At 58.5% G+C, this 26,305-nt stretch carries 20 protein-coding genes and 1 tRNA gene; 16 read left to right on the top strand and 5 right to left on the bottom strand.

Features of this window, described 5'->3' with window-relative positions:
* The first annotated feature begins 254 nt into the window (after positions 1 to 254).
* Positions 255 to 6,221, top strand: coding sequence for an autotransporter outer membrane beta-barrel domain-containing protein (locus MC269_RS14410; RefSeq protein WP_239952819.1), 5,967 nt, complete (start codon positions 255 to 257; stop codon positions 6,219 to 6,221).
* A gap of 275 nt (positions 6,222 to 6,496) precedes the next feature.
* On the opposite strand, the gene ompC is transcribed toward MC269_RS14410, so the two are convergent.
* The gene (gene ompC, locus MC269_RS14405; protein WP_081139165.1) at positions 6,497 to 7,609 is read right to left on the bottom strand and encodes a porin OmpC; all 1,113 of its coding nucleotides are present in this window, start codon (positions 7,607 to 7,609) and stop codon (positions 6,497 to 6,499) included.
* A 253-nt stretch (positions 7,610 to 7,862) separates the two neighbouring features.
* Here ompC and proB point away from each other — a divergent pair, with 253 nt between their 5' ends.
* The 10 genes from proB (at position 7,863) to MC269_RS14360 (ending at position 15,539) form a co-directional block, all read left to right on the top strand.
* On the top strand, positions 7,863 to 8,966 hold the full coding sequence (gene proB, locus MC269_RS14400) for a glutamate 5-kinase (protein WP_239952818.1): 1,104 nt from the start codon (positions 7,863 to 7,865) through the stop codon (positions 8,964 to 8,966).
* Between the two features lie 11 nt (positions 8,967 to 8,977).
* Entirely contained in the window at positions 8,978 to 10,231 is a 1,254-nt protein-coding gene (gene proA, locus MC269_RS14395) for a glutamate-5-semialdehyde dehydrogenase (RefSeq protein ID WP_239952817.1), read from the top strand.
* 361 nt (positions 10,232 to 10,592) lie between these two features.
* Entirely contained in the window at positions 10,593 to 11,324 is a 732-nt protein-coding gene (locus tag MC269_RS14390) for a S24 family peptidase (protein ID WP_371824345.1), read from the top strand.
* A gap of 423 nt (positions 11,325 to 11,747) precedes the next feature.
* Positions 11,748 to 12,026, top strand: coding sequence for a hypothetical protein (locus MC269_RS18870; protein WP_371824344.1), 279 nt, complete (start codon positions 11,748 to 11,750; stop codon positions 12,024 to 12,026).
* A 203-nt stretch (positions 12,027 to 12,229) separates the two neighbouring features.
* Complete coding sequence (locus MC269_RS14385) at positions 12,230 to 12,697, top strand: glycoside hydrolase family protein (RefSeq protein ID WP_239952815.1); 468 nt, start codon at positions 12,230 to 12,232, stop codon at positions 12,695 to 12,697.
* A complete protein-coding gene (locus tag MC269_RS14380; protein WP_239952814.1) occupies positions 12,694 to 13,041 on the top strand; it encodes a hypothetical protein in 348 nt (115 codons plus the stop codon). Before MC269_RS14385 ends, MC269_RS14380 begins: the two co-directional genes overlap by 4 nt.
* Entirely contained in the window at positions 13,038 to 13,331 is a 294-nt protein-coding gene (locus MC269_RS14375) for a hypothetical protein (RefSeq protein WP_239952813.1), read from the top strand. The genes MC269_RS14380 and MC269_RS14375 overlap by 4 nt, the downstream gene beginning before the upstream one ends.
* Before the next feature lie 4 nt (positions 13,332 to 13,335).
* On the top strand, positions 13,336 to 13,494 hold the full coding sequence (locus tag MC269_RS14370; RefSeq protein WP_158083428.1) for a hypothetical protein: 159 nt from the start codon (positions 13,336 to 13,338) through the stop codon (positions 13,492 to 13,494).
* Between the two features lie 34 nt (positions 13,495 to 13,528).
* Positions 13,529 to 15,277, top strand: coding sequence for a glycosyl hydrolase family 28-related protein (locus tag MC269_RS14365; protein WP_081139181.1), 1,749 nt, complete (start codon positions 13,529 to 13,531; stop codon positions 15,275 to 15,277).
* 189 nt (positions 15,278 to 15,466) lie between these two features.
* A tRNA-Thr gene (locus tag MC269_RS14360) sits at positions 15,467 to 15,539 on the top strand.
* Positions 15,540 to 15,836: 297 nt separating this feature from the next.
* On the opposite strand, the gene mchS3 is transcribed toward MC269_RS14360, so the two are convergent.
* Positions 15,837 to 16,256, bottom strand: a complete 420-nt coding sequence (mchS3, locus tag MC269_RS14355; protein ID WP_239952812.1) for an MchS3 family protein — start codon at positions 16,254 to 16,256, stop codon at positions 15,837 to 15,839.
* 250 nt (positions 16,257 to 16,506) lie between these two features.
* Between mchS3 and MC269_RS14350 the strand changes: the two genes are divergently transcribed.
* From MC269_RS14350 to MC269_RS14335, 4 genes are all read left to right on the top strand, one after another.
* The gene (locus MC269_RS14350; RefSeq protein ID WP_239952811.1) at positions 16,507 to 16,896 is read left to right on the top strand and encodes a thioesterase family protein; all 390 of its coding nucleotides are present in this window, start codon (positions 16,507 to 16,509) and stop codon (positions 16,894 to 16,896) included.
* A gap of 729 nt (positions 16,897 to 17,625) precedes the next feature.
* Positions 17,626 to 18,621: a glycosyltransferase gene (locus MC269_RS14345; RefSeq protein WP_239952810.1), complete on the top strand. Its 996-nt coding sequence runs from the start codon at positions 17,626 to 17,628 to the stop codon at positions 18,619 to 18,621.
* Positions 18,618 to 19,907 carry an oligosaccharide flippase family protein gene (locus MC269_RS14340; RefSeq protein WP_239952809.1) on the top strand — a complete coding sequence of 430 codons (1,290 nt, stop codon included), beginning with the start codon at positions 18,618 to 18,620 and terminating at the stop codon, positions 19,905 to 19,907. Before MC269_RS14345 ends, MC269_RS14340 begins: the two co-directional genes overlap by 4 nt.
* Before the next feature lie 16 nt (positions 19,908 to 19,923).
* A complete protein-coding gene (locus tag MC269_RS14335; protein WP_239952808.1) occupies positions 19,924 to 20,919 on the top strand; it encodes a glycosyltransferase family 2 protein in 996 nt (331 codons plus the stop codon).
* A 101-nt stretch (positions 20,920 to 21,020) separates the two neighbouring features.
* On the opposite strand, the gene MC269_RS14330 is transcribed toward MC269_RS14335, so the two are convergent.
* Positions 21,021 to 22,589: a methyl-accepting chemotaxis protein gene (locus tag MC269_RS14330; RefSeq protein WP_239952807.1), complete on the bottom strand. Its 1,569-nt coding sequence runs from the start codon at positions 22,587 to 22,589 to the stop codon at positions 21,021 to 21,023.
* A 380-nt stretch (positions 22,590 to 22,969) separates the two neighbouring features.
* The gene (locus MC269_RS14325) at positions 22,970 to 23,932 is read right to left on the bottom strand and encodes a chemotaxis protein (protein ID WP_081139200.1); all 963 of its coding nucleotides are present in this window, start codon (positions 23,930 to 23,932) and stop codon (positions 22,970 to 22,972) included.
* 178 nt (positions 23,933 to 24,110) lie between these two features.
* Between MC269_RS14325 and MC269_RS14320 the strand changes: the two genes are divergently transcribed.
* Positions 24,111 to 24,503 carry a YgiW/YdeI family stress tolerance OB fold protein gene (locus MC269_RS14320; protein ID WP_239952806.1) on the top strand — a complete coding sequence of 131 codons (393 nt, stop codon included), beginning with the start codon at positions 24,111 to 24,113 and terminating at the stop codon, positions 24,501 to 24,503.
* 74 nt (positions 24,504 to 24,577) lie between these two features.
* On the opposite strand, the gene dbpA is transcribed toward MC269_RS14320, so the two are convergent.
* Positions 24,578 to 25,960, bottom strand: coding sequence for an ATP-dependent RNA helicase DbpA (gene dbpA, locus MC269_RS14315; RefSeq protein ID WP_239952805.1), 1,383 nt, complete (start codon positions 25,958 to 25,960; stop codon positions 24,578 to 24,580).
* Positions 25,961 to 26,305: the final 345 nt, after the last annotated feature.

The following is a 26,305-nucleotide window of genomic DNA, read 5'->3' as shown; positions in this document are numbered from 1 at the left end:
TGTAATCAACATGAGCAGGCAAAATAACCGGTCCAGCTAAAATAGAGTGCGGCACGGCATTATTCTTATTCTCATTTTATTGAGGCCGATCGCACTGACGATTTGTAGACGTTTTCTTAACGAAATGGTGTGATACCCGCCAGCGCGACCGCGTTTGTCGCGGCTTTTCTCCATTTGTTATCGCCAAAAAGAATGCCAACCCAGACACCTAAAAGTCTGGGTGGTCCTGCGCTGTCTCTCTGGAGGAAAACGTCTTGTTTAAATTAAACCCCATATTATTAAGCCTGGCTGCTGCGCCCGGGCTCTTTTTTCCGGTTACCTTTAGTCAGGCCGCTACGTTAAAACCTTTTTCGCCTTTATTAAATGACAATAAAGCGGGCGTATTTTGCGTTTGTAATGGATCGACGCAAACCCTGAGCGGTATTCAGCGTTTTCAGCCGGGCGAAGATGGCGGCGGATCCATTACCATCGGCCAATTATTAGGGAGCGGCAGAATTATTTCCGATGACAACGTCATCGGCGCCGATCGCCTGACATTCGGCGCGCAGAATTATGTGATTAACGTGCCTGACGCTAACGGCAGCGGAAATAATCAGCTGCAGGTCTACAATTCCGCCAGCATCAGCGCGCTGGCGTCGGTGACGCCTGAGAGCGAACTGCCCAACTATTACAACGTCAACGGCCAGCAGTATATCAACACCCGCGTGGCGCAGGTCAGCAACGGCACCATCAACGTCGATATCGGCGTCGACGGCGCGGCGACCAGCGCCGCCACCAACGGCTGGAGCATGGCAGCGAAACAGAGCCAGCTCTTCACCGCCAGCGGCAGCGGCGCAATGAACTGGCAGTCAGCCAACCGTATCGCCTTTACCGGATCCTACACCGAATACACCTACAACCTCGCGTACTGGGTGGACAATGTCGCCCAGTACAGCGGGCCGTTCAGCGTCACTACGCTGGACGGCAACAGCCGCGAATTCAACGTCGCCAGCCTGAACGATCTGCGGCAGTACAACGACTGGCTGATTACGCAGCTGCAGAGCGGCAACCTCAGCGCGGGCAGCTACAACGGCGAATTCAATAAGGCGCTGTCGCTCTACAGCGCGCCCATCGCCTATGTGATCGACGCCGATGAGTACTACGACGAGGTGACGCTGCCGGTGGGCGAGCGCGTGGTGCTGAGCGCCGACGGCCCTGGCGCCAGCGTCTCGGTGCAGAAGGGCGCCACGCTGGAGGTGGTCGACTCCGACGGCGGCGCGATGCGCGCCACCAACGGCGCGAAGGCCATCGTCGACGGCAAGCTGGCCGCCAGCGGCTCGGCGGCGCATGAAAACACGGCGCTACGGCTGGCGGGTGCCAGCGGCATCAACAACGGCGTGATTAACGGCGGCTTTTTCAATAACGCCGACGGCAGCGGCGTCGATCCGGCGACGCTGGGCTACAGCGGCAGCGCGGTGCTGGCAACCGACGGCAGCCGTTTCGTCAACAACGGCGTGCTGAACGTCGCCACGGCGCAAGGCGGCAGCGCGCTGCGGCTAAGCGACGCGCAGGGCATCAACAACGGCGCGATCAACGTCGGCGTAACGGACGCCTCCGGCGGCGCCAGCAGCAGCGGCGTGGTGCTCGACAGCAGCGGCGCCAGCTTTATCAACGGCGCGGGCGGGGTGATCTATGTCGGCCGCGCGCCGCAGAACAGCAAAAATGACGTCGCCGAGGATGTGGCGATCAACCAGAGCGGCGGCGTCAACGCCATTGCGCAGCTGTACAACTCCACCGTGATTAACGACGGTCGCATCGTGCTCGGCAGCAAGGTGCAAAACGCCGCCGCCATGCGCGTCGAAAGCGGCCCGGATGCGATCGCCCTGAACAACGGCACCATCGACCTCAACGGCCGCGCGCAGTTTCGTCCGGCGGAAAGCGTCGGCCTGCTGGCGATCAACGCCGGCAGCGGCGGGCTGGTGGGCAACAGCGGCACCATCAACCTGAACGGCGACGGCGGCACTGGCATCAAAGTTATCGCCAGCGACGGCGAGCGCGCCAGCGCCTTCTCCAGTGGGGCGATCAACGTCACCGGCCGCGCCGACACCCTCAACGGCAGCTTTAACACGGCGGTGTGGGTCAAGGGAGAAGGCAGCGGCAAGGCGTCTGCCACGCTGAGCGGCCCCATCGTCCTGCAGGGCTACGGCGCGGTCGGCATTCGCGCTGAGGGCGACGCGACGGTCGATCTTACCGCCGACGCGGTGCCGCAGCTCGGCGGCAACGGAGAGTATCAGATGGGCTTTCTGGCCATCGGACCGGATGCCAGAATCAACCTGCCCACGGCGGGCAACTACGCCACCGGCCCTGACGACTGGTACGCCACTATTTTCCGCTATCAGGACGGCGCGGACTTCGACGGCGCCGGGCTGACCATCGCGCCGGGCGCCGCCTTCTCCACCGGTATTGAAGCAGTGGGCGAAGGCTCGGTGGTCAACACCCACGGCGCGACTTTCAATATCGGCAACACCTCTACCGGCCTGCGCATCGAGGGCGGCGCGCAGGGCACTATCGACGCGGCGACGCAGCTTAACCTCAACGTCGGCGGCGCGACGGCGGCGGTGGTGGACGGCAACTACTACAACCTGACGCGCTACATCACCAACAGCTTCGACCATCCCTTCGCCTCAACGCTGGTCAACCACGCGAATATCAACGGTCAGAGCGGGCTGCAGGTCGGCCTGATTGCCCAGTACGGCGGCGCGCTAACCAACACCGGCGACATCAGCCTGCGCGGCGAACAGAGCTACGGCATCCAGGCGCTGGTCGGCGGCCAGGCCACCAGCAGCGGCAATATCAGCGTCAGCGACGGCGCGGTGGCGCTCTTTGCGGCGGGCTACGCCTTTGCCGATCCGCAAAGCAGCACCATCAGCAGCAGCGGCACGCTGAACGTGACGGCAGGCAGCGCGGACGGCTTTTTCCCCACCACCGGCTTGTACGCGACGGGCGATGCGGCGCGCATCGAGCAAGACGGCGTCATCAATCTCTATGGTGGTAACGCGCTGGCGGGCGAGGCGCTTTATGGCGGCGCGCTGGTGCTTGGCCAGCAGAGCAAGGTGGTGTTCCACGACCCCAACCAGACCGCTTATCGGGTGGTGGAGGGAGGCGGCACCATCTATGCGTACGGCAGTAATCAGGATGTCTCCACCGACGGCTCGACGCTCTACCAGCTGGGCGACGGCGCCATTCTCTCGCTGCAGCGGTTAGGGGAGGTCACCCTGAGCGGCGCCAACACCACCGGGGTGAAAATGTCCGGCAGCGCTACGCTGTATGACAATGAAACCTACTTCGTCAACGGCAAGGGCGCAGTGGCGCTGCGTGCCTCTAACGGCGCCTATGGCGATCTGGGCGACGTGTGGCTGAACGGCGACGAGACCATTGGCGCGATCAGCGAGAACGGCGACGGCGTGGTGTTCAGCAACCGCAATATCATCGGCAGCGGCAAAAACGTTACCGCGCTGCAGGCCTCCGGCGGGGCGACGGTGATGAACAACGGCACCATTATCCTTGACGGCGAAAACAGCACCGGCGCGCGGCTGCTGGACGGTGGCCGCCTGATCAACAACGTCTGGATCCATGTTGCCTCAGGCGTCGGCGTCGACGTCAGTCACGGCAGCGGCGTTTATCAAAGCTATAACGGCACGGTGCAGGTGGATGGCGGCATCGCCGGGGCGCGCGTCGGCGAAAGCGCCACGCTCAGCCTTGACGGCGATCAGCTGTTCCGCAGTGGCATCTGGACCAGCGGCGGCGCGGATGCGGTGCTGCTGGATCGCGGCGCGGCGGGGCTACAGGCGCGCGAAATCATTCTTAGCGCCGCGGGCGGCGGCAGCGCCATTAACAACCGCGCGGAAACCGCGAACATTGCGCTGGATAACGCCTATCTTATTCCCACCGACGGCGCGGGCATCCGCTCCGCCACCTCCTTCGACTATAACGGTAAGGCGACAATCGACGTGCAGGGCAGAGGCGTCGGCTATCTGTTCCAGCACGAAGATGGCTCCGCCACCGCCAACGATCTGGTGGTGCCGCCGGGCTATGCGATTATCGTCAACGGCAGCGGCGACGCCATTCGCGCCAACACCACCGGCCGCGTCTTCGCCGACGGCTTTATCGCCGTGGGCAGCGAAGCGGGCGGATCGGCGATTGTCACCCGCAGCGCCAGCGAGGTGATTAACCGCGGCACCATCGTCTCCTACAGCCGCGTGGCGCCGGTTATCGACCTGCGCGGCGGCCAGACGCTGTTTATTAACCAGGGCGATATCAGCGCCGAATACCCGGAAACGCCGATCGTGGCGGGCGGTGCCACCAATGACCAGCTGGCGTTTATCGGCGGCAGCGTCGTCGGTGAGATCGACACCGGCAACGGCAGCGACACCCTGGCGGTCACCGGCGGCACCCTTAACGGCAGCCTGACCATGGGCAGCGGCGAAAATAACCAGGCGCTGATCGAGAACGTCAGCCTGGCGAACACCCGCCATATCACCACCGCCGGCGGCGCGGGCAGCACGCTCAGCTTCAACAATATCGACGCCAGCGGCGGCTCCTTCAGCGGCGACGATCTCAGCAAAGGGGTCAACCTTGGCGCTGGCTGGAGCACGCTCAACTTCTACAAAACCAGGTGGACGCTGACCGATAACCTGAAGCTGGCGCACAGCACCATCAATATCGATCGCGACTCCACGCTGTTTGCCGGTAATAACGTCAATCCGCTGCTGTCGGGCGCGACCGATGACTCGCTGCTGGTGAACAACGCCGGCACGCTGGATCTCAGCAACGGCGGCGCGGCCAGTAATCTGCTGACCATCAACGGCACGCTGGCGTCGCTCGGCGGCACGCTGCGGCTGGCGACCCGGCTCAACGGCACAGGCGGGCAGAGCGACGCGCTGCGGGTAAACGGCGACGTCACCGGCACCACGCTGATTGACGATCGCGCCGTCGCCAGCCGTGGCGTCACGCAGAGCGACGCCAACGGCGACGGCGTAATCGACGGCGGCGAGGGCGTCTCGCTGGCGCAGGCTTCCGGCAGCGCCGGGGCCGACAGCTTCGCGCTGAAGGGCGGCTATCTCGCCGTCGGACCCTGGCAGTATGGTCTGTATGCGTTTGCGCCCGGCAGCAGCAGCGACGGATGGGATTACCGGCTCGCCAGCCGCTATATCTGCGAAGATGGCGCGCTCTGTCAGCCGCAGGCAGGCCGCGCGACCTCGGCGGCAGCGCGTCCGGCGCTGGCGCCGCAGGTGGCCTCTTATCTCTCCGCCCCGGTCGGTCTGGCCTATTACACCCAGGCGATCACCGACGATCTGCATAAGCGCCTTGGCGAACTGCGCGACGGTCAGCGCAGCGGCACGGGCGGCGAGCTGTTCCTGCGCTATCTTGGCTCAAACCTGACCTACAGGAGCAACCGCAGCTTTAGCGACTACGGCTTTGACGCCGACATCGACTACAGCGCGGTGCAGCTCGGCGGCAATCTGCTACAGCTGGACGGCGAGCGCGACAGCTTGCGCGGCGGCGTCGCCTATACGCGCGGCAACACGCGTATTCGCCCGCACGCGGCGGACGGCTACAGCTCCACCACCTTCGACAGCGACAGCGTTTCGTTCTACGGCACCTGGCAGCGCGACAGCGGCTTCTATCTTGACGGCTCGCTGAGCTGGAGCTGGCACCGCGGCGACACCGATATCGCGCGGCAAAAAGAGGTGGCGAAGCTGAAGGCTGACGGCTGGAGCGCCTCGCTGGAGTCGGGCTATCCCTTTGTCTTCGCCAACGGCCTCCGTCTGGAGCCGCAGGCGCAGCTCACCTGGATGCGTCTGAAGTTCGACGACGCCAGCGATAAGGATGGCGTCGACGTGGCGTTCGACGACGACGATCAGACTATCGGCCGCCTCGGCGCGCGGTTGGATCGCACCTGGCAGGATGACGCGCAGCGCGAATATACCCCTTATCTGCGCGCCAACTATTCTCGCGGCTGGGGCGGCGGGTCGAAGGTAAAAGTCGGCGCGGCGCAGAGCGATTTCAGCGAGGATTTCAACAGCGGCAGGTTCGGTCAGATGTGGGACGTCGGCATTGGTGGCACCACCCGCTTCCGCAGCGATGTTTCGCTCTATGCCGAGGCGGACTACCGCAAGGAGATCGACGGCAACGGCGCGAAGGGCTGGCGCTATAACGCCGGCGTGCGCTGGACGTTCTGAGTGGGAAGGTAAGAACCACCGTAAGGTGGTTCTTAAAGAAAAGGTGCAAAAGCGGATGGCATGGTCTGATCGCAAAGTCGCTCAAGGCATCCCTGCGCGCTCGTCCCGCGACATCCCTGTCGCGGGACGCTTTGCTCCTCAGACCATGCCATCCCCTTCTTGACTATGGAGCTGTATAAAGAAAGGGCCGCTGATGAGGCGGCCCTTGTTTATCAGACACATTGAGGGGAAAGCACTGTCGCCGTCGCGCATCGCGTCGCGGCGGCGTCAGATTTTTAGAACTGGTAGGTCATACCCACGGCAACCACGTCGTCGTTGTTCAGGCTCAGACGGTTGTCGTCGTCCAGCTGGTTGATTTTGTAATCCACGAACGCCGACATATTTTTGTTGAAGTAGTAGGTGGCGCCCACGTCGATATATTTCACCAGATCCGCGTCGCCGATGCCGTTTTCGATATCTTTGCCTTTGGTCTGCACGTAGCCGAGCGACGGACGCAGGCCGAAATCAAACTGATACTGCGCCACCAGCTCGATGTTCTGCGCTTTGTTCGCCGCGCCCGCAGCCGCCAGACCCGTGGCGCGGTCAGTGCCGCTGAACGGCGTCATGTTGCGCGTTTCGGTGTAGATTGCCGCCAGGTAAACGCTGTTGGCGTCATACTTGACGCCCGCGCCCCAGGAGTCCGCGCGGTCGCCCTGACCGTAGACGCGCGCCTGCTGCTGGTTGGTGCGGTCGGATGAGGTGATCGCCGACATCACGCTGATGCCGGTGTCGCCGATCGTGTAGCCCAGCGACGCGCCGTAGCCGTCGCCGTTCTGGCGGTTGATGTCGGTGCGTGAGTTGCCGCCGTTAGCGTCGTTGCGGCCCTGGTACTGCAGCGCAAAGCGCAGGCCGTCAACCAGACCGAAGAAGTTGTTGTTGCGGTAAGTCGCGACGCCGGTGGTGCGCTGCGTCATAAAGTTGTCGGAACGCGCCGTGCCGTCGCCGCCAAACTCCGGGAACACGTCGGTCCAGGCTTCGACGTCATAGAGCACGCCGTAGTTGCGGCCGTAGTCGATAGAGCCATACGGACCAAATTTCAGACCGGCAAAGCCCAGACGGGTTTTGTTGCCGCTGTTGGCGTCGGAGCCTTCAGAGTTGTTGACGTTATACTGGTATTCCCACTGGCCGTAACCGGTCATCAGGTCGTTGATCTGGGTCTGGCCCTTGAAGCCGATACGCACATAGGATTTGTCTCCATCCTGGCTGTCCGCGTCGCTCAGGTAGTGCATCGCTTTTACTTTGCCGTAGAAGTCCAGCTTGTTGCCGTCTTTGTTATACACTTCCGCCGCGTGAGCAGTAGAAGTCAGCGCCAGAGCAGATACCACCAATGCCAGTGTACTTTTCTTCATTTGCTATCAATCCCAATGAGTAAAATGTGTTATGCCCCTGAGAAGGGCTTATAAGACAGGGGACGTTTTACCGGGAGTTGATGAAGGTTTTATGACATTTTTTCGGGTTTCTTGTGATGTGCGAACTTTTGGTCTAGCGAATTGTCCGGGGAATTTCGCGCTTTTCCCCGGCGGAGAGTTGGCTTCGCTTGCGACTCCTGATAAAACGTCCCTTCGCAGAAATTTTTTCTTTTTTACTGAAACGGCAGGAAATATGAGCGGCAGTCAGACCCTGGTGGTCAAATTGGGTACCAGCGTCCTTACCGGCGGGTCACGCCGGTTAAATCGGGCGCATATGGTGGAGCTGGTTCGTCAGTGCGCGCAGCAGCACGCGGCGGGCCATCGCATCGTGATCGTCACCTCGGGCGCCATGGCGGCCGGACGCGAACACCTGGGCTACCCCGACCTGCCGCCTACCATCGCCTCAAAGCAGCTGCTGGCTGCGGTGGGGCAGAGCCGTTTAATTCAGCTGTGGGAACAGCTCTTTTCCATCTACGGCATCCATATCGGCCAGATGCTGCTGACCCGCGCCGACATGGAAGATCGCGAGCGTTTTCTCAACGCCCGCGACACCCTGCGCGCGCTGCTGGATAACCATATCGTGCCGGTGATCAACGAAAACGACGCGGTGGCCACGGCGGAGATCAAAGTCGGCGACAACGATAACCTGTCGGCGCTGGCGGCGATGCTGGGCGGCGCCGACAAGCTGCTGCTGCTGACCGACCAGCAGGGGCTGTTCACCGCCGATCCGCGCAGTAACCCGCAGGCGGAGCTGATTAGCGACGTGCATGAGATCAACGACGCGCTGCGCGCGCTGGCGGGCGACAGCGTCTCCGGCCTCGGCACCGGCGGCATGTCCACCAAGCTGCAGGCGGCCGACGTCGCCTGTCGCGCCGGCATCGACACCATTATCGCCGCGGGCAGTCGCCCAGACGTGATCGCCGACGTGATCGCCGGCAAGCCGGTCGGCACCCGTTTTCACGCCATGCAGACGCCGCTGGAGAACCGCAAGCGCTGGATCTTCGGCGCGCCGCCGGCAGGAGAAATCACGGTAGACGACGGCGCGCTGGCGGCGATGCTGGAGCGCGGCAGCTCGCTGCTGCCGAAAGGCATTCGCGAGGTAAGCGGCAACTTTTCACGCGGCGAGGTGATCCGCATTCGCAGCCTGCAGGGCCGCGATATCGCCCACGGCGTCTCGCGCTACAACAGCGACGCGCTGCGTATCATTGCTGGCCATCACAGCCAGCAGATCGGGGAGATCCTCGGCTATGAATACGGTCCGGTGGCCGTGCATCGCGACGATATGATCGTCAGTTAAGGAGCGTTCCAGTGCTTGAAGAAATGGGAAAAGCGGCGCGCGGCGCCGCATATAAACTGGCCGACCTGTCGACCGCTGAAAAAAACCTGGTGCTGCTCGCCATCGCCGATCGCCTTGACGCCGAGCGCGAGGCGATTCTGGCGGCTAACGAGCAGGATCTCGCCGATGCGCGCGCCAACGGCATGAGCGCCGCGCTGCTCGACCGTCTGACGCTCAACCCGCAGCGGCTGAGCGCCATCGCCGATGACGTGCGCAAGGTGTGCCAGCTCGCCGATCCGGTCGGCCAGCTGATTGACGGCGGCCAGCTCGACAGCGGCCTGCGCATCGAACGGCGCCGCGTTCCGCTCGGCGTGGTCGGCGTCATTTACGAGGCGCGCCCCAACGTCACGGTGGATGTCGCCAGCCTCTGCCTGAAAACCGGCAACGCGGCGATCCTGCGCGGCGGTAAAGAGACGTGGCGCACCAACGCGGCGACGGTGCGCGTCATCCAGAATGCGCTTCAGGCATATGGGCTGCCGGCGGCGGCGGTTCAGGCGATTGAAAACCCAGACCGCGAGCTGGTGAACCAGCTGCTGAAGCTGGATCGCTATGTCGATATGCTGATCCCGCGCGGCGGGGCAGGCCTGCACAAGCTGTGCCGCGAAAACTCCACCATTCCGGTGATCACCGGCGGTATCGGCGTCTGCCATATCTATCTCGACGAAACCATGGAGATCGCGCCAGCGCTGGAGGTGATCGTCAACGCCAAGAAACAGCGCCCGAGCGCCTGCAACTCGCTGGAAACCCTGCTGATCCATCGCGCCATCGCCGACCGCTTTTTACCGGCGTTCACGGCGCGCATGGCGCAGGAGGGGATCCCGCTGCACGCCGACGACAACCTGCTGGCGCGCCTTCAGGACGGTCCTGCCCAGGTCACGCCGGTAGAAGAGGGCGACTACGACGATGAGTGGCTGTCGCTGGATCTCAACGTCAAGCTGGTGGATGACATGGATGCGGCAATCGACCATATCCGCGCGCACGGCACCCAGCACTCCGACGCCATCCTGACGCGCAGCACGCAAAACGCCAGCCGCTTTGTGAAGCAGGTCGACTCCTCGGCGGTCTATGTCAACGCCAGCACGCGCTTTACCGACGGCGGCCAGTTTGGCCTCGGCGCGGAAGTGGCGGTCAGCACGCAAAAGCTGCACGCGCGCGGCCCGATGGGGCTGGAGGCGCTGACCACCTACAAATGGGTGGCGTGGGGCGACGATACGCTGCGCCCCTGATCGCGTTTTTATTTAACAAAAAGGGTGTCCGCGACGGGCGCCCTTTTTTTTGACGCCGTTTTTTCGAACCAGCTAATTTTGGAGTTTTCAGGCACCCCGCACGGCGCGCCTGGAGGCAACTATTTTTTCTGTAGGGCGGCCGCATGTTTTTTGCGCATTTTTCTACAGAACATTCCTGAAAGCCGCGCTGCGTCAGGCTGTAAAGGGTTTGAGACTGGCTGCGTGCCCTGCGAAGAAGATAATGATAATTAGCGCTGCTTTACAAAAGCAATTGGGTAGCAAACGGACGGTAATATAAAATGAACTGGTAGCAATAATGAAAATAACATTCAGTATCTCCTCTATGGCAGATTATTAACTAATGGTTAAAAAAGAGAGTACGAGACAAGCTTTTACTGCCAGGCTGATTGCCGCGTGCGAAAGCGCGGGAATTGTCGGACATGGACGAAACAAACAGGTTGCCAGAGCGTTACAGCAGTTGGGGTGCAAAATATCGACGCCGGGGGTCTGGAAGTGGTTTAACGCCCAGTCCATTCCCGATGACAATAATTTGCTGGCGCTAAGCCGTCTGCTGGGCGTACGCGTGGAGTGGCTGCAATATGGAATGGAGAAGCCTGCTGCGTCGCTGTCGCTCGACAGCCTCAACGCGCAGCGCAATGTCTTTCGTATTGAAAGCCTCGATATTGGGCAAAAGTCGGCGTCCGGGCTGCATACGCGCGACGAGTTCGTCGAAACCATCCACGCCATCGAGTATGGCGTCGATGAGGCGCGCGTGCTGTTCAACGGCCGTCCGGCAGAAAACATTCGCCTGATCGCCATCAACAGCGATTCGATGGTCGAGACCTTCGCGCCGCGCGATCAGCTGTTTGTGGATATCAGCGTGAAGATTTTCGACGGCGACGGCATCTACATTTTTACGCTGGATAATCAGCTCTATCTCAAGCGTCTGCAGCTGCAGCATAAAAAAATTGCTGTTATTTCAGACAATAAGCGTTACGAAACCTGGTATCTTAATCGGGAGGATGTCGACAGCATGCAGGTGGTGGCCAAAGTGATCCTGAGTCAGGCGCGTCACTACCAGATTTTGGGCTAAAGACCGGCTAAAAACCGGTCCGCGCCACCCTGTAGAAAAAAATAACTCAGCAAAATTCAAAAATTTAACCAATAGTAAATAAAAAATTAACTGTCAGTGTTTGATAAAGCATAAGAACAGGTTAATAATTTGAGCGTGGACCAACGAAGCACCTTACTCATGGACTGAGCCGCTCTTAAACAATCGAGGCGCTGCACAAGCGCGAATCAAACCATCCAAAGTCAGTGAACTTTGGGATGGGGTGGATGCGCACATGCAGCGTCGTCAGATGCCGCCTTTTTCTCCCTACTCGCGCTTAGCCTGGCTGTTATTACAGCCGGGGCACTGCGCCGTGAGCGTAAAACGCGGTATCCGGGACGGTTCGGCTTGCCGAAAACCCGCGCCTGCCACCCCATCGCCAAAGACTCATTCACAGGAGGAGTTATGGCGATAATACACTATGGCAAAAGCGTATTTGTTGGTAACGCCCGCACCCGCAGGCATCGGCGGCGCCAGCCGCTTAGCAGACTGAAGCTCAGCATCGACCAGGCGCTGGGCTGCGAACCCGAAACCCCCCCCTTACGTCGCGCTGAACGCATTGTTCAGCGCCCGGTGACCTCACGCGTCGATCGGGCGATAACATCGACACATGTAAACCGTTCAGAACCGGCAAGTTTTGACAACTGCTGCCTGCCGCACGTGCATATCTACGCCGTGCGCTGAACCTGCTCCTTTTCTTGCCTGACCCGCTTTACTTCACCTTTTTCTCCCGTTTCGTCTGGACGGGAATTCTCAACGCACTGTTTAGTCCCGCTGCAGGTTTCGCATGGGGTGACGCTGGGGTAATTCCTGGCACTGATCAGTGCGATTTAACTGTCGCTGTCGCATCGGGAAAACTTTCCCATGCCCGGAAAAGAGGAATGCTTATGAGCCAGATTATTGAAATTCTTAATTTTGAAGAGGGATATGTGGAAGCGCCCTATCTCGACACGCAGGGGTTTCCCACCGTGGCGGGCGGCATTCGCATCGGGCCGAAAGGCGCAGCGCTCAGCAACTACGTGTTCCGCGTGCCGCGTCAGGTAGGGGACGTCTGGAAGAAGTGCATCATTGAGGGCAAAGCGCAGCAGATGCAGAGTCGTCCGCTGCTGCAGCAGGCGCTGGCGAAGTGCAACGACGCGCGCAGTGACGTGCTCTACAGCATGGCGTATCAGCTGGGCGTCGACGGCCTGACCCTGTTTAAAAGCATGCTGAGCGCGGTAGCGGCGGAAAATTACGACAGCGCGGCCAACGCCATGCTGAACAGCCTGTGGGCGCGTCAGACGCCGGGTCGCGCCCGTCGTCACGCCGAAGTGATGCGCAGCGGCACCTACGACGTCTATCGGGGGCTGCTATGAAATGGCTGATTTTTATTATCGCCGTGCTGACGGTCATCGTCGTGCTGCTGATCATGCAGCGCTTTACCACGCTGGAGTTTGTGGCGCACGCGCGCCTGCTGTTTAAAACCTGGTCGGTCTGGCTGGCGTCGCTCGGTTCAATGCTCAGCGCCTGGGTGCAATCCTTTCCTTCGGCGTCGCTGGACGCGTGGAACACGCTGCCGGAAGACGTGAAGTCCATTCTTCCCCACAACTACCTCGGCATGATCGGCGCCTTTATGGTGGCGATGGGCGTGATCGCGCAGTTTGTGCGGCAGAAGAATCTGGTGCAGCAGAAGCAACAGTTAGAGGCGAAAAAACCATGAGTCTATTCACCGCATTGCTAAGCGGCGGCTGGCACTGGATCGCCGTCGTCGGCGCGCTGATTGCCGCGCTCGGCGCCAGCTACTTCGGCGGCAAAAAGATCGGCAAGGTGCAGCAGCAGGCCAAAGCCGATACGGAGAGCGCGCAGAAAGAGGCGGCGCAAACCGCCGCCGTCGCGCAGCAGCAACAACAGCATCGTGAGGAGGCAAGCCGTGTTGCAACCGAAAACAGCAATCTTGATGACGCTGCTGCTCGCGACAAGCTGCAGCAGTCGAAATACAACCAGCCCTGAGCCCGTGGCCGTCACCGATTCGGCCTGCGTGCTTTTTTCCCCGATTTACACCCACGGCGACGACGCGCAGCGCATAGACGTGCGCACCGTTCGCGCCATCAATACCCACAACGACATGTGGGACCAGCTCTGCGGCCAGCCGGCCAAACCTGAAAAACATTGATGCATCAAACCGTTAATATCCTGAGGAGGATACCATGATTGAAGTGAACTCTTTTGCCGAACTGCGTACCACCAAACCCGCAGCTGCAGGCCAGGTCGCCAGCCTGAACCGCTACTACGACAAGGACTCTACCTTCCGTGGCGGCGGTGACTTTATCGGCTATCTCGGCACCACCACGCTGGCAGATGACGGCGGCACCATCGCGGTGGGCGACGGCTTCTACTGGAAGCGCACCATCAACGATCCCGCCGAGCTGAACGTGCTGCACTTCGGCGCGAAAGGGGATGGCTACACCGACGACACCGCGGCTTTTATGCGCATGTACAACTGGACCAAAACCTGGAACGCCAACTGCGTCGCGCTGCCGGTGCGTTTCCCTGGCGGTAAGTTCCTGATCAAGCCTATCGATCTGAGCGCCACGGAAGCGACCTTCTTTGGCCTGCTCGGCGACGACTCGCCGCTCGGCTCGCTGCCGCGCACCACCATTATCTCCGATAAAACCGCCACGCCGGTGTTCAAGGTGAAAGCGCGCCGCACGGTGATCAGCGGGATGGCGTGGAACGGCCAGGCCAGCGCTGATACCGTGAAAAATACCGGCACCATCACCGCCGATCTGGTGAGCAATAACCAGCCGTTCTTTGAGAACACCTGTATCGAAGGGGAAACGGTGAATATTCACTGCTTCCGCGCGCAGAACACCGGCGGCACGGTGTTCAAGCTGCTGGATACGCTCGACAGTAAGTTTGACCAGATCTATACCCTCTACACCTATTCGCGCGTGTTTGATGTGGGCTGGTCAAACTCACCGAAAGGCGTCTGGGACCACTCAACGGCTATCGAGCTGTCCAACGCCAACTTCCAGACCGGCTACGGCGACGCCACGCTCTATATGCCGCGCGTGACCCAGGGGATCCTGCGTAACGTCTGGATCGAGCACACGCGTAACCCCGGCGATCTCTCCGACGGCGGCTGGACCATCGACACGCTGAACATTGAGGATTGCGGCAACCCGTTCAACCTCAACAATGCGCGCGTGGTGATGCGTCAGATCGGCCTGCAGTCGGGCGCCAGGATTTCGCAGGATGCCGCCAGCGGCCGCTGGCTCTCAACGTTCGAGTACGGTTATCGCCGCGATGAAAACCACGGCACCTTTATGACCGGCTCGCTGCGGGTAGGGTATTTCAGCGGTTATAAGGTCACTAACAACACCGACACCGAAAACTGGTATCGCCTGGGTCAGTTCTTTTTCCCCAACGCCAACCAGCAGTGGGTGATTGAGATGATCGGCAAAGGCGACGCCACCTCGCCATCCGCCACCGCCACCACGCCGGTGAATATGGTGGGGACCGGTAAAACCTGGATTAACCTGCAGCGGCTGGAAACCGTCTGGGCGGACGCCTGCCATATGGGGCAGCCGGCGGTGAAGGATATCCGTTACAGCCGCGTCGGCACCACCTACGCGGTGGTCTGGGTAAAGCTAGCCGCGAACAGTGGGGACACCATGTTCAACCTGCAATGTACCGGCCCGACGCGCTTCGATGCCGGTTCTTGCTCGCTGTTCCAGTCCGACATGTCGGTGGTGACGGACACCACTAAAATGGGGACGCTGAAACCGGCGGCACGCTTTGGCCTGCATAATGGACTGGCGGGTATCGGCGCCAACGAGAAAGGTGTACTTACGCTCGCGACGACCGCGGGTACGCCGACAAATAAAACCACGCCTTCGGGCTTTGTGCTGATCAATATCAATGGTACCGACCGCAAGGTTCCTTATTACGATTGATGAGAAGCACGTTTTTGGCGAGGCTGCGGCCTCGCCTTTTTTTGTTTCTGACGGCTGAACGCGCAGAGCGACGACGCGGCAGGGCGGTTTTGATGGTCAGATGACGAGAAAAGCAGCATCCGCGCGCTGCGGCTCTTGACGGAGGTGCCGCTTTTTTCTAACGTATTGCCCCGTAGTCCCCACCTATATGCCGGTGTAGCTCAGTTGGTAGAGCAGCGCATTCGTAATGCGAAGGTCGCAGGTTCGACTCCTGTTTCCGGCAATTCCTCGACAACGTCTTGTCAATCGCACAGATCCATCTTTGATGTCTATGCTTACCTTGCGAAATAGAGCCGACTTTAGGTTAGATAGGCTTCTCTGGCGGTTAAAAGTTAACGGTTTTCAGTTGCGAAAGACAAAACCTTATTTCAAGAGGGGGGTTGTTACCTCAATCTAAGGTCAGCTACGTTCGCGGATTCTCGATTGCCCGTCCAGTTCATTCCTCCCTTCACATTCTCCATCATTTCTTTATTTAGCGGTCTCATTACATTCTCATTTTTTGAGTAAAATTTATTTTTATCTATTCGCATCCGTTTGATTTAATTGATTTTATAACGTCATTAAACCGTTTTTTGTAGAGGATATCCCCCTGAAGAAGGGTGACATATTCATTGTTATTTTCATGAGGCAATGAATCAAGTTCTTTTGAGTTCAGTGCATAAAGTCCGCAGGCAGCGTAAAGTTTAGCTTCATTAGTGGAATTCTCACCTTTGAATATATTAATAAAGGTCTTTTCTGCCTTGCTATCTTTAATTATTTCCCGATATATTTTCTCACCATCACTGATTTTTCCAACGAATCCGTTCATTCCGATGGAAAAGTAACGCGTTTTCTCTAATTTTTCCTGTTGTGACAGGTGGGCAGACGCATAGGTTGCGCAGCTAAATGTCAATAACAACACAGTAAAGCTCCGTTTTATAAAGCTCATATAAGATTCCATTTTATCCAGGGGCATTAATTAAATTTCAAAATCTTTTAGTACAAGGCAGGAAAAATATAAATAACTAATAACCTGGTTTTGCCCTATTTTATATGATCTATATCAATGCTGGCGCATGGCCGACCTCGTGTCTACCGACCTAAACCTGACCTCTCCGCGCGGCAGAAAAGCGATGCATCCACCCCCTCCTCAGGTTAGATTAGCAAAATCAGTCTGTTAATCTATTTACTCACCACGACAGGATACGGATATGTTCGCTAAGCATTACGAGGTTGATGAAAACCATATCGATTTCCAGGGCATCGTCGATGGCCTCTACTACCCCTTCTATATGGAGTGGACGCGTCACGCCTATATGCGCGAGGCGCTCGGCATCGACATTGAAGAGGAGTTCAAGCAGGGACGGCTCTACATGGTGCTGGAGTACTCGCTGCGCTTCCGTAAAAGCCTGCAAAAGGGCGATCGTCTGGAGGTCACCTGTGCGCTGGAGGAGAACGAAAAGCGCAATCGGGTTAACTTTGTCCAGCAGATCAAAGTCGACGGCGTGGTGTATGCCGAAGCGACCTTCGTGGCCACCTGCCTGAGCAACGGCAGGCCGAGTATGCCGGACGCGGTGATGAACGCCCTGAATTCCCTGTAATATTTTGCGTGAAGGGCTGAGGCCAGCCCTTCACCTCTCTGCGCCGCGCCCGTGCCTGGTTTCTCTCTGTCCTGACGCCTCACCCAATTCCTAACCTGACACCCCACATTTACGCGACAGCGATCACATTAACCACGCTAAATTTTTCCCACTTTTTCGCCCTTTATTCGCTATTCTGCCTGTTTAATCTGGCATCAGAATTTAATAACATTCCGCTCTCAAGCTTAAGAGTGCATTACCGACGGCTAATAATTAAAAAGCGTGTCGCGAATAATCGATGATGAAGGCCGCTTAATGCAATAGCTGCATAAAGATGTTCCGCCCCTGAAATCACAGCGTTTTCTCTTTTTTTTCTCCAGGATAAATCCGAACGCGAAAAGCTATTTTTCGTCGATCGGCGAGGGCGCGCGACGTACGTAATAAAGCGTAGGTCAAGGTTATTTCTCATTGCCGGGATAATTCTTAATGTAAAGCGTAACGCCCGCTTATCCATCCATTCTGATGAGAAAACAGAGCGGTCATACGGAAATTCCGGTTTCACCTTCCCCCCATTGACGTAATAAAAGCGACACGTAATATCTCTTCATTCAATGCTGCTTTTTTCTTGAGTCTCTCGACCACCTTTCGGGGAAAAAGAAAAAACGCTCAAGCGATCCCGGTACTAAACGTTTATTGCGGTTATGGCTGCTTATTTTCCCGCAGCCGCAACAGGATTTTTCCAGAGGATTTATGGTGACGCTGAACAACCCGTTAATTAGCGTAATCGTGCCGGTGTATAACGCCGAAGAGTCGATTATTCGCTGCGTTGAGAGCGTGCTGGCGCAGCGGGTGCCGCGCGTCGAATTGATCCTGATTGACGACGGCTCCACCGACAGTTCGCCGCTGATGCTGGAGAGCTGGCGCGATCATCCGCAGGTGCGCATTATCACCCAGCGCAACGGCGGCGTTTCGTCGGCGCGTAACGCCGGCATTGCCGCGTCGCGCGGCAGCTGGCTGCGCTTTGTCGATGCGGACGATTTTCTGCCTGCCGACGCGCTCAGCCTCTGCCTGGCGCCGATCGATGAACACGTCGGGCTGATTGTCGGCGAGTCGCAGCACTTTACGCCGCTGGGCGAGCCGATTGCGCGCGCATTTCCCGCCGAGGCGCAGCGCGTGCTCAGCGCCCGCGACGCGGTGAACGATCTGCTCTATTTTCATCCGCGTCACGGCATCTGCGACAAACTCTTTAACGGCGAATTAATTCGCGCGCATCAGCTGCGCTTTAACGAACAGATCGCCAATTTCGAAGATCTGCTGTTTGTGATGCAGTATCTCAGCCTGCTCGACAGCCAGCGGGTGATTTGCATCAACAGCGTGATTTATCACTACGTTGAGTCGGAAAACTCTGCCACCCGCTCAGCGGTGCGGGAAAAACATTTCTCTTTCGCGCGCTCCTTTAGCGAAATGCAGCGGCTGCTGACGCGCAGCAACGATAAGTTTTTTTATTTCCTGCTGCTGAAGGTCTCTTCCGCCTATTTATATAAAGCGATTGCCTCGGGCGAATTTAATCGCGCCTTTATTAACGATCATATTCGCCGCTATCGTCAGGCGTTTAAATCCTATCTCTCGTCAGGCATGATCGTAAACGGCTGGAGTCTCTACTTCACGCTGTTTTTCTGTTCGCCGCGCCTGGTGTCGCAGCTGCGCAAGCTGGCGCAAAACGCGGCGCGCGGAGCCTTATCATGAAAGAGAAACTACAGAACTCGCTGTGGATGATTGCCGAAAAGATCATTGCGGTATTTGGCCTGATTTTCGTCACCTCATTCGTGGCGAAATATGTTGGGCCGACCACCTTCGGCATTATTTCCCTCTCGCTGCTGGTGTTTCAGTTTTTGCAGACGGTGGCCTATATGGGCAGCGACGTGATCCTGCTGAAACGGCTGTCGCAGAATAAAGGCTCCGGCATTCAGCTGATGCTCTCCGCGTCGGTGCTGATCTTTACCCTCTATCTGCTGCTGGCGTCGGCGGGCATGGCGATAATGCGTGAAGAGATGACCTCGCAGGCGCAGATTTTTATTATCGCCGCCGCCGTCGCCTGCCTTTTCTCCGCCATCGATTTGGTCAACGTCTTTAACGAGGCGATGCTGAATGCGAAGCTGAACGTGATTGCTAACGCCGTTGGCCTGATCGTCAGCCTCTCGATCCGCTTTGCTATCTCCTGGTTCGAGCTGGATCCCGCCTGGCTGGCGCTGCCGATCGTGCTGGCGACCTTTATTCCATTCGTGATCAAACTGGCGCTGTTCCGCCGCTATGAAGGAGCGATGCGCGCGCCGAGCCGTAAACAGCTGAAGGCCTATTCGCGCTATATGCTCGCCTCCGGCGGCACGCTGATCTTCTCGGTGATCGCGGTGGCGCTCTACACGCGCCTTAACCAGTTCAGCGTCAGCTACTTCCTCGGCGTCAAAGAGGCGGGCGTCTTCTCGGTGGCACTCACGCTCTCCGGCGCCTGGGTCTTTTTGCCCAACGCGCTGCTGGCGTCCTTCTATCCCGCCTTTTTCTCGGAGCGCGACCCAAAACGCGCCATCGTTAAAATCCAGCAGCTGCACCTGCTGGTGGTGGGGGTGTCGGCCATGGTGATCGCCGCCGTCGCGCTGCTGGCGCCGCCTTTTATTCACTATTTTTACGGCCCGGCCTACCAGGATGCGGTCGCACCCACGGTCTGGCTCTGTCTGGGCGCCATGTTCGGCCTGCTGAGCAGCGTCATGGACCGCTTTATCATCAAATACAACGGTTACGCCTATCTGGTGAAAAAAACCTTTTTCGTGCTGCTGATTTGCCTGGTGTCCTCTGCCGTGCTGGTGCCGCTCTATGGACTAACCGGCGCGGCCTTTAGCGTGATTTTGACCGAGCTGCTTTCGTTTACGCTGCTGAATTACTTTTTTGCCGCTCAACCGATGTTCACTATTCATCGCTCTTTTTTTAGTCCTAAAAAAATATGGTTTTTATTAAACGAAGCCAAAACCCTCAGATAGTTAAGAGGAATTAAAAATGATTCCAACACCAAAGTTCAGCATTATTATTCCCGCGTGGAATGCGCAGAAGACGCTGAGAAGAACCCTTATCAGCGTGCTGCAGCAAACCTGCGACGCCTGGGAAGTTATCGTGGTCAATGATGGCAGCACCGACAACACCGCCGCGCTGCTGGAGGAGTTTAGCTACCAGCCGAATATTCAGGTTATCCATCAGCCGAATAGCGGCGTCAGCGCGGCGCGTAATCGCGCACTGCAGCAGGCGCAAGGGGACTTTGTTCTGTTCCTCGACGCCGATGACTGGGTGGACGATCACTTCCTCGCCAGCTTTGCGCAGACGCTGGAAAACAGCCACGGCAGGCCGGTGGATTTAATCGTCGGTAATCTGGTGGACGATCGCATCGGCAGCATCCGTAAATATGGCTATTTTGCGGCGCAGGAGATGCCTTATCTGCTGGGCGAGCTGGAGATGAGCGACAACATCGGCTATCTGCACAACAAGTGCTACAGCCGACGCGTCATTGAGGCGAACGGGCTGCATTTCCTCGAAGGGATCTCCATGAGCGAGGATCTGCTGTTCAACCTGCGCTATTTCAACAGCATCACCAACTGTCAGGTGATTGACAGCGCCGCCTATCACTACGAAAACGTGATGGATTCGCTGTCAAAAAAGCGCGTGCAGTACAACGAACTCAAGGCGCGCAAGCAGTTCCTGACCGGGCTTTACGACACCATCATGCGTAAATATCAGCATCGCGACCTCGACTATTTTCTCAAAGGGGTGTCGAAGCGGGTGCTGGCGCTGGATATGCAGATTGTTACTTCGATGTATCACGACTCGTTTACGCACAACGAAATCTCGCGGGAAATTAATGAGATTAAGCGCGGAAAATATTCGAAAGGGATTTTTATCCTGCTGAACCGTAACGAAAAGCTGAAATACATTATTATGAACTTCAACAGCTTTACGGCTTACTACTGTCTTTACGCCCTGTATAAGGCGCGTGCTTTTTGATGGATGTGCTTCATCCGCTACACACCACCGGGTTCAAGGTTTCTGTGGTTTATCTGCGTTAAACCGCTCGGGCGGCCTGTACAAGGCCGCCCGATGCTGACCTACTGCGCCGGACGCAGCGCGCCGGTTTTAAACACGCTCATCGCCTGCGCCATGCGCTCTGCCTGATCCTGCAGCGCCTGCGAGGCCGCTGAGGCTTCCTGCACCAGCGCGGCGTTCTGCTGCGTCACCGCTTCCATCTGGGTGATCGCCATATTGATCTCGCTGATGCCGGTGCTCTGTTCGCTGCTGGCGATAGTGATTTCACTCATAATGCCCGCCACGCTCTTCACGCTGTTAACGACTTCACCAATGGTGGAGCCGGCGTGAGAAACCAGTCTGCTGCCTTCCTCTACCTTCGACACGGAATCCTCAATCAGCAGCTTGATCTCTTTCGCCGCCGACGCCGAGCGCTGCGCCAGGTTGCGCACTTCGCTCGCCACCACGGCGAAGCCGCGCCCCTGTTCGCCCGCGCGCGCCGCTTCGACGGCGGCGTTAAGCGACAGGATATTGGTCTGGAAGGCGATAGAGTCGATGACGCTGATGATATCGACGATTTTCTTCGACGACAGGGCGATGGCCTCCATCTTCACAATCACCTGTTCCATCACTTCGCCGCCTTCACGCGCCACGGCGGAGGTGTTCGCCACCAGCTGATTTGCTTCGCGCGCGTTGTCGGCGTTGTGCTTCACGGTTGAGGTCATCTGCTCCATCGCCGAGGCGGTCTCCTCCAGCGAACTGGCCTGCTGCTCGGTGCGCGTGGAGAGATCGAGGTTGCCGCTGGAGATCTGGTTCGAGGCGACGGCAATGGTATCGGAGCCGGTGCGCACTTCGGTGACGATGCTCAGCAAATTATCGTTCATCTGCTGCAGCGCGCGCATCAGTACGCCGGTTTCGTCGCGGCTGTCGATAGTGATTTTCGAGCTGAGATCGCCCGCGGCGACGCGTTCCGCCACCCCGACCGCTTCAGTCAGCGGACGCACGATAGAGCGGGTCAGGTAGACGCCCAGCAGAATCGAGGCGAGGATCGCCAGCGCGGCGCACGCCAGGGTGATAGTAATGGCGGTGCTGGCGGCGGCGACGATGCTCTGGCCTTCGCTGCGCAGCTGCGTATCCTGCGAGTTAGCGAACTTTTGCGCGCCCTCCAGGAAGGCGTTCTGCGACGGCGTCATGGTTTTCAGCGCGTAGACGCTGGCATTTTCGAAGTCGCCCGCTTTGACCAGCGCAATCAGCGCGGTTTTCGCGCTTTCAAACTGCTGGCCCGCCTCAATCAGCCCCTGAATCTTCTTTTTGCCGACGGCGGTAACCTGAATGTCGGCGATGCGGTGCATCGCGGTGTTGGTGCGCTGGGTCGCCTCATCCAGCTGCCCATAGCGTTTGAGGTTTCTGTCGGGATGGGTGGTGTCGATCACCAGACCGCGCAGAAATTTAATTTGATCGTTGACGCCGTCGCGCACGTCGAAGGCGAGGCGCACTTTGACATAACGGTCGTCGACGATGGCAGAAATGCCGCTGTTAATGCTCTGAATTTTGCTGACGGTGGTCACGCCGATGATGATCATCAGCACCACGACAATGCCAAAGGCGATGGCAAGCCGCGCACCGACCTTCATATTTTTTAAACTCCACATCACTCTTCTCCCCGCGTAGACATAAACGTTCCGCTGCAATAGTTAAGTTTTTAACGCCTGTTCCTTAGCTGCCTGTGCCGAACCCTTATGCCGCCAGTCGCGGCGTAAAATGAGAGCTGGCGCACAGGTTATCGGATGTTTCTGTTTTGACTTTAATTTTTTCCTGGCGTCAGCGGTGCCATCCGGCGGCGAAAAAGCGGTGTCAGGCAGAATACATTAGCCAGATAAGAGGTGGTGAGGCGCGAGGCGATCGACTGATTAATCTGGATAAGCGGTTGAAATAACGCCGTTAAGCCGCGGGCGAGCAGGGAAAAGCAAAGAGAGCAAAAGGCGGAAAAGAGAGAGGAAGCGCGCGACGGGCGTCGCGCGTTCAGCGTGGATCAGGGCGCTTTTTCCAGCACGCTGTGGATCACTGACGAAAGCTCGTTGATTTCGAACTTGGCGACGTAGCCGTCGGCACCGACTTTACGCACGTGATCTTCGTTGGCGCTGCCGGAGAGCGATGAGTGGATCACCACCGGAATGCGCTTCAGCGCCTCTTCGCGCTTGATATTGCGCGTCAGGGTAAAGCCGTCCATCTCCGGCATTTCGAGGTCGGTCAGCACCAGCGCAATCTTGTCGTGGATCGACTCGCCCGCCGCCTGCGCCGCGTCGCTCATCTCTTTGATCTTGATCCAGGCCTCCAGGCCGGTGTTATGCATTAACGCGGGGATGCCCATGCTTTTCAGGCCCTGCTCCAGCAGCTGACGCGCCACTTTCGAATCTTCCGCCACTATCGCCACCGCGCCAGGCTTCAGCTTGAAGTTGCGCACCGTTTCCGGCGTCGGCTCGACGCCGCGCACCGAGGGGATAACGTCATACAGGATCTGTTCGACGTCGAGCACCATCGCCAGGCTGTTGCTGCCTTTCTCGTCGTCCAGGCAGGCGATGCTGGTGATGTTGCGGCCGCCGATGCCCTTTTCAGCGGTATGCACCTGGCTCCAGTCGAGACGCACGATATTGTCCACCGACTCCACGGCGAACGCCTGGGTGTTGCGCGCATACTCGGTGACCAGCAGCAGGTTCAGGCCGGTTTCCGGCGTGCAGCCCGCTACCGCCGGCAGATCGATAACCGGAATAAACTGGCCGCGAATATTGGTCATGCCCAGCAGCGGCGAACGCATGCCTGCCGCGCGGGTGATCGGCTGCATCGGCACGATTTCGCGCAGCTTAAACACGTTGATGCCGAACAGCTCCGATTTGCCTTTTGCCTGATCGGTGCCCAGGCGGAACAGCAGCAGCTCAAAGCGGTTCGATAACGCCAGATTCGCTCTTTCATCTATCTCTTTTTGAAAATTATCCATCGTAGGCTCTGCCTTGCTGCCGCCTGTGGCGCGGCAAAAGTGGGTGATAATAAAGTTATCGGCACCACGGGCTAAAAAGTGAGAGAGAGCGGCGTAAAATTGATTGGCCAGGCGATTAGCGATTCTTGTGCCAGGCTTAACAGGTCACAACGGAAAAATTTCATTAAAGGAGCGCACCATGAAAAAAGTCATGACGTTTACGCTGTTAGCGTTGTTGAGCCTGCCGGCGCTGGCTGAAAAGGGCGGTTTTGAAGCAGGCGCCACGCCGCCGCCGCAGGAAAAACAGGACGCCGGCTATAAAGGGTCAGAAGACACCGGACAGACCCATATCAACCAGATCCGCGATTTTCGTCAGGACGGTTACGTGACGCTTGAAGGCTATATTCTGAAGAAAGAGCAGGGCGATAACTATCAGTTCCGCGACAGCACCGGCACCATCACCATTATCGCGCCGACCAAAACCTTTGGCGGCAAAACCTATAAAGCGGACGAGCAGGTGCGCGTCAGCGGCCGCGTGCACGGTAAAGGCGACAAAACGGTGCTGCACGTCACGCAGATTGACGAGCCGTAACCGGCAGCGATCGCCGACGCCTCTCTTTTGCGGCCCGCGCCTCTCCGGCGTGGGCCGCGTCATGATCCGCTCGCTTAATCCTTCAGCAGGATCGCCCGTACGCTTTTGCCCTTAATTTTGCCCTGCTTCAGCTTCACCAGCGTCGCTTTGGCTTCGCCTGCCGCGACGGCAACGTACGCATGGCTGGGGGTAATATCAATTTTGCCAATCTGGTCGGCGCGCATACCCGCTTCGCCGGTAAGGGCGCCGAGAATATCGCCGGGACGTATCTTCGCTTTGCGTCCGCCGTCGATGCAGAGGGTCATCATCGCCGCCGGCAGCGGCTGCCGTGCCCCTTTTTTCAGGGTGCTTGCCGCCAGCCAGTTGAGCGGCTGCTGCAGGAAATCCTCCAGCGCATGGGCGCGCGCCATCTCATCTGCTGCCACCAGGCTGACCGCGCTGCCCTGTTCGCCCGCGCGGCCGGTGCGGCCGATGCGGTGCACGTGCACTTCCGGATCCCACGCCAGCTGGTAGTTGACCACCATCGCCAGCGCTTTGATATCCAGCCCGCGCGCCGCCACGTCGGTTGCCACCAGCACGCGTCCGCTGCCGTTGGCGAAGCGGATCAGCACACGTTCGCGATCGCGCTGCTCAAGGTCGCCATGCAGCGCCAGCGCGCTGATATCCTGCTGGTTGAGCGCGGCGGCGACATCGTCGCATTCGCGTTTGGTGTTGCAGAACACCACGCAGGAGGCGGGCTGACGCTGCGCCAGCAGCGCCTGCAGCAGCGGCAGCTTTTCCTTCGGGCTCGCCTCGATAAATTCTTGCTCGATAGCCGGCAGCTCGCTGACCTCTTCCGTGGCGACATGCAGCGCGTCGCGCTGAAAGCGCGCGCTGAGCGACGCAATGCTCTCGGGCCAGGTGGCGGAGAAGAGCAGCGTCTGGCGGCTGGCGGGCGTGCGCGCCGCCACCGCTTCCATATCGTCGCGGAAGCCCATCTCCAGCATGCGATCCGCCTCGTCGAGCACCAGCGTGGCAAGCTGATCGAGCTTCAGGGTTTCGCGCTGCAGGTGATCGAGGATGCGGCCGGGCGTGCCGACCACGATATGCGGCGCATGAACCAGCGAGTCGCGCTGCGCGCTGATGGGCTGGCCGCCGCACAGGGTGAGGATTTTAATATTGCGGGTAAAGCGCGCCAGCTGACGCAGCACGTTGCTGACCTGATCCGCCAGCTCGCGCGTCGGGCAGAGCACCAGCGCCTGCGTGACGAAGCGGGTGCTGTCGATATGCTGCAGCAGGCCGATGCCGAACGCCGCCGTTTTGCCGCTGCCGGTTTTGGCCTGCGCCCGCACGTCGCGGCGCGCCAGGATCGCGGGCAGCGTGGCGGCCTGAACAGGGGTCATCTCGGTGTAACCCATATCGTTCAGGTTGGCGATTTGGCTGGCGGGAAGATCGGTAAGGGTGGTAAATGCGGTCACGGGCGGCCTCGGCGGCAAAAAGGTGGTAGAAAAAACGCGCGGCAAGTCTGGCAGAATGCGCGTCGCGCGGCAACCGCGGAAAAGGGTTACCTGAACGAAAGCTTCGCGCCGCAGGCGATTAGGAATAACCCGAAGATGCATGAGAATGGATGTTATCTTTTAATGTTTTCATCCCCGAGCGGACTTTTCGTGCAGTTTACCCACCTGAATAAGGGCCAGCGATAGCTGGATAAATAGCCGTCAGGTAAAGTTAATCTCTTTTAGTATCAGATAATTCCTTTTTTTCTCCTCCAGCAAAACAATTAACCATTAAAAAATCTCACACATGCAGCCGATAAAATAATC

The organism is Pantoea sp. Z09, from assembly GCF_022394795.1.
GTDB lineage: Bacteria > Pseudomonadota > Gammaproteobacteria > Enterobacterales > Enterobacteriaceae > Pantoea > Pantoea latae.
Note: the sequence above shows the minus strand (reverse complement) of the source record. Positions and strands in the feature narration are given on the sequence as shown.

Coding starts and splice junctions, on each gene's coding strand:
- MC269_RS14325 (WP_081139200.1), bottom strand. CDS start 23,932: ATGGATAATTTTCAAAAAGAGATAGATGAAAGAGCGAATCTGGCGTTA.
- MC269_RS14345 (WP_239952810.1), top strand. CDS start 17,626: ATGGTGACGCTGAACAACCCGTTAATTAGCGTAATCGTGCCGGTGTAT.
- MC269_RS14375 (WP_239952813.1), top strand. CDS start 13,038: ATGAGTCTATTCACCGCATTGCTAAGCGGCGGCTGGCACTGGATCGCC.
- mchS3 (WP_239952812.1), bottom strand. CDS start 16,256: ATGGAATCTTATATGAGCTTTATAAAACGGAGCTTTACTGTGTTGTTA.
- MC269_RS14350 (WP_239952811.1), top strand. CDS start 16,507: ATGTTCGCTAAGCATTACGAGGTTGATGAAAACCATATCGATTTCCAG.
- MC269_RS14365 (WP_081139181.1), top strand. CDS start 13,529: ATGATTGAAGTGAACTCTTTTGCCGAACTGCGTACCACCAAACCCGCA.
- ompC (WP_081139165.1), bottom strand. CDS start 7,609: ATGAAGAAAAGTACACTGGCATTGGTGGTATCTGCTCTGGCGCTGACT.
- MC269_RS14340 (WP_239952809.1), top strand. CDS start 18,618: ATGAAAGAGAAACTACAGAACTCGCTGTGGATGATTGCCGAAAAGATC.
- MC269_RS14330 (WP_239952807.1), bottom strand. CDS start 22,589: ATGTGGAGTTTAAAAAATATGAAGGTCGGTGCGCGGCTTGCCATCGCC.
- MC269_RS14380 (WP_239952814.1), top strand. CDS start 12,694: ATGAAATGGCTGATTTTTATTATCGCCGTGCTGACGGTCATCGTCGTG.
- MC269_RS18870 (WP_371824344.1), top strand. CDS start 11,748: ATGGCGATAATACACTATGGCAAAAGCGTATTTGTTGGTAACGCCCGC.
- MC269_RS14335 (WP_239952808.1), top strand. CDS start 19,924: ATGATTCCAACACCAAAGTTCAGCATTATTATTCCCGCGTGGAATGCG.
- MC269_RS14390 (WP_371824345.1), top strand. CDS start 10,593: ATGGTTAAAAAAGAGAGTACGAGACAAGCTTTTACTGCCAGGCTGATT.
- proB (WP_239952818.1), top strand. CDS start 7,863: ATGAGCGGCAGTCAGACCCTGGTGGTCAAATTGGGTACCAGCGTCCTT.
- MC269_RS14320 (WP_239952806.1), top strand. CDS start 24,111: ATGAAAAAAGTCATGACGTTTACGCTGTTAGCGTTGTTGAGCCTGCCG.
- MC269_RS14385 (WP_239952815.1), top strand. CDS start 12,230: ATGAGCCAGATTATTGAAATTCTTAATTTTGAAGAGGGATATGTGGAA.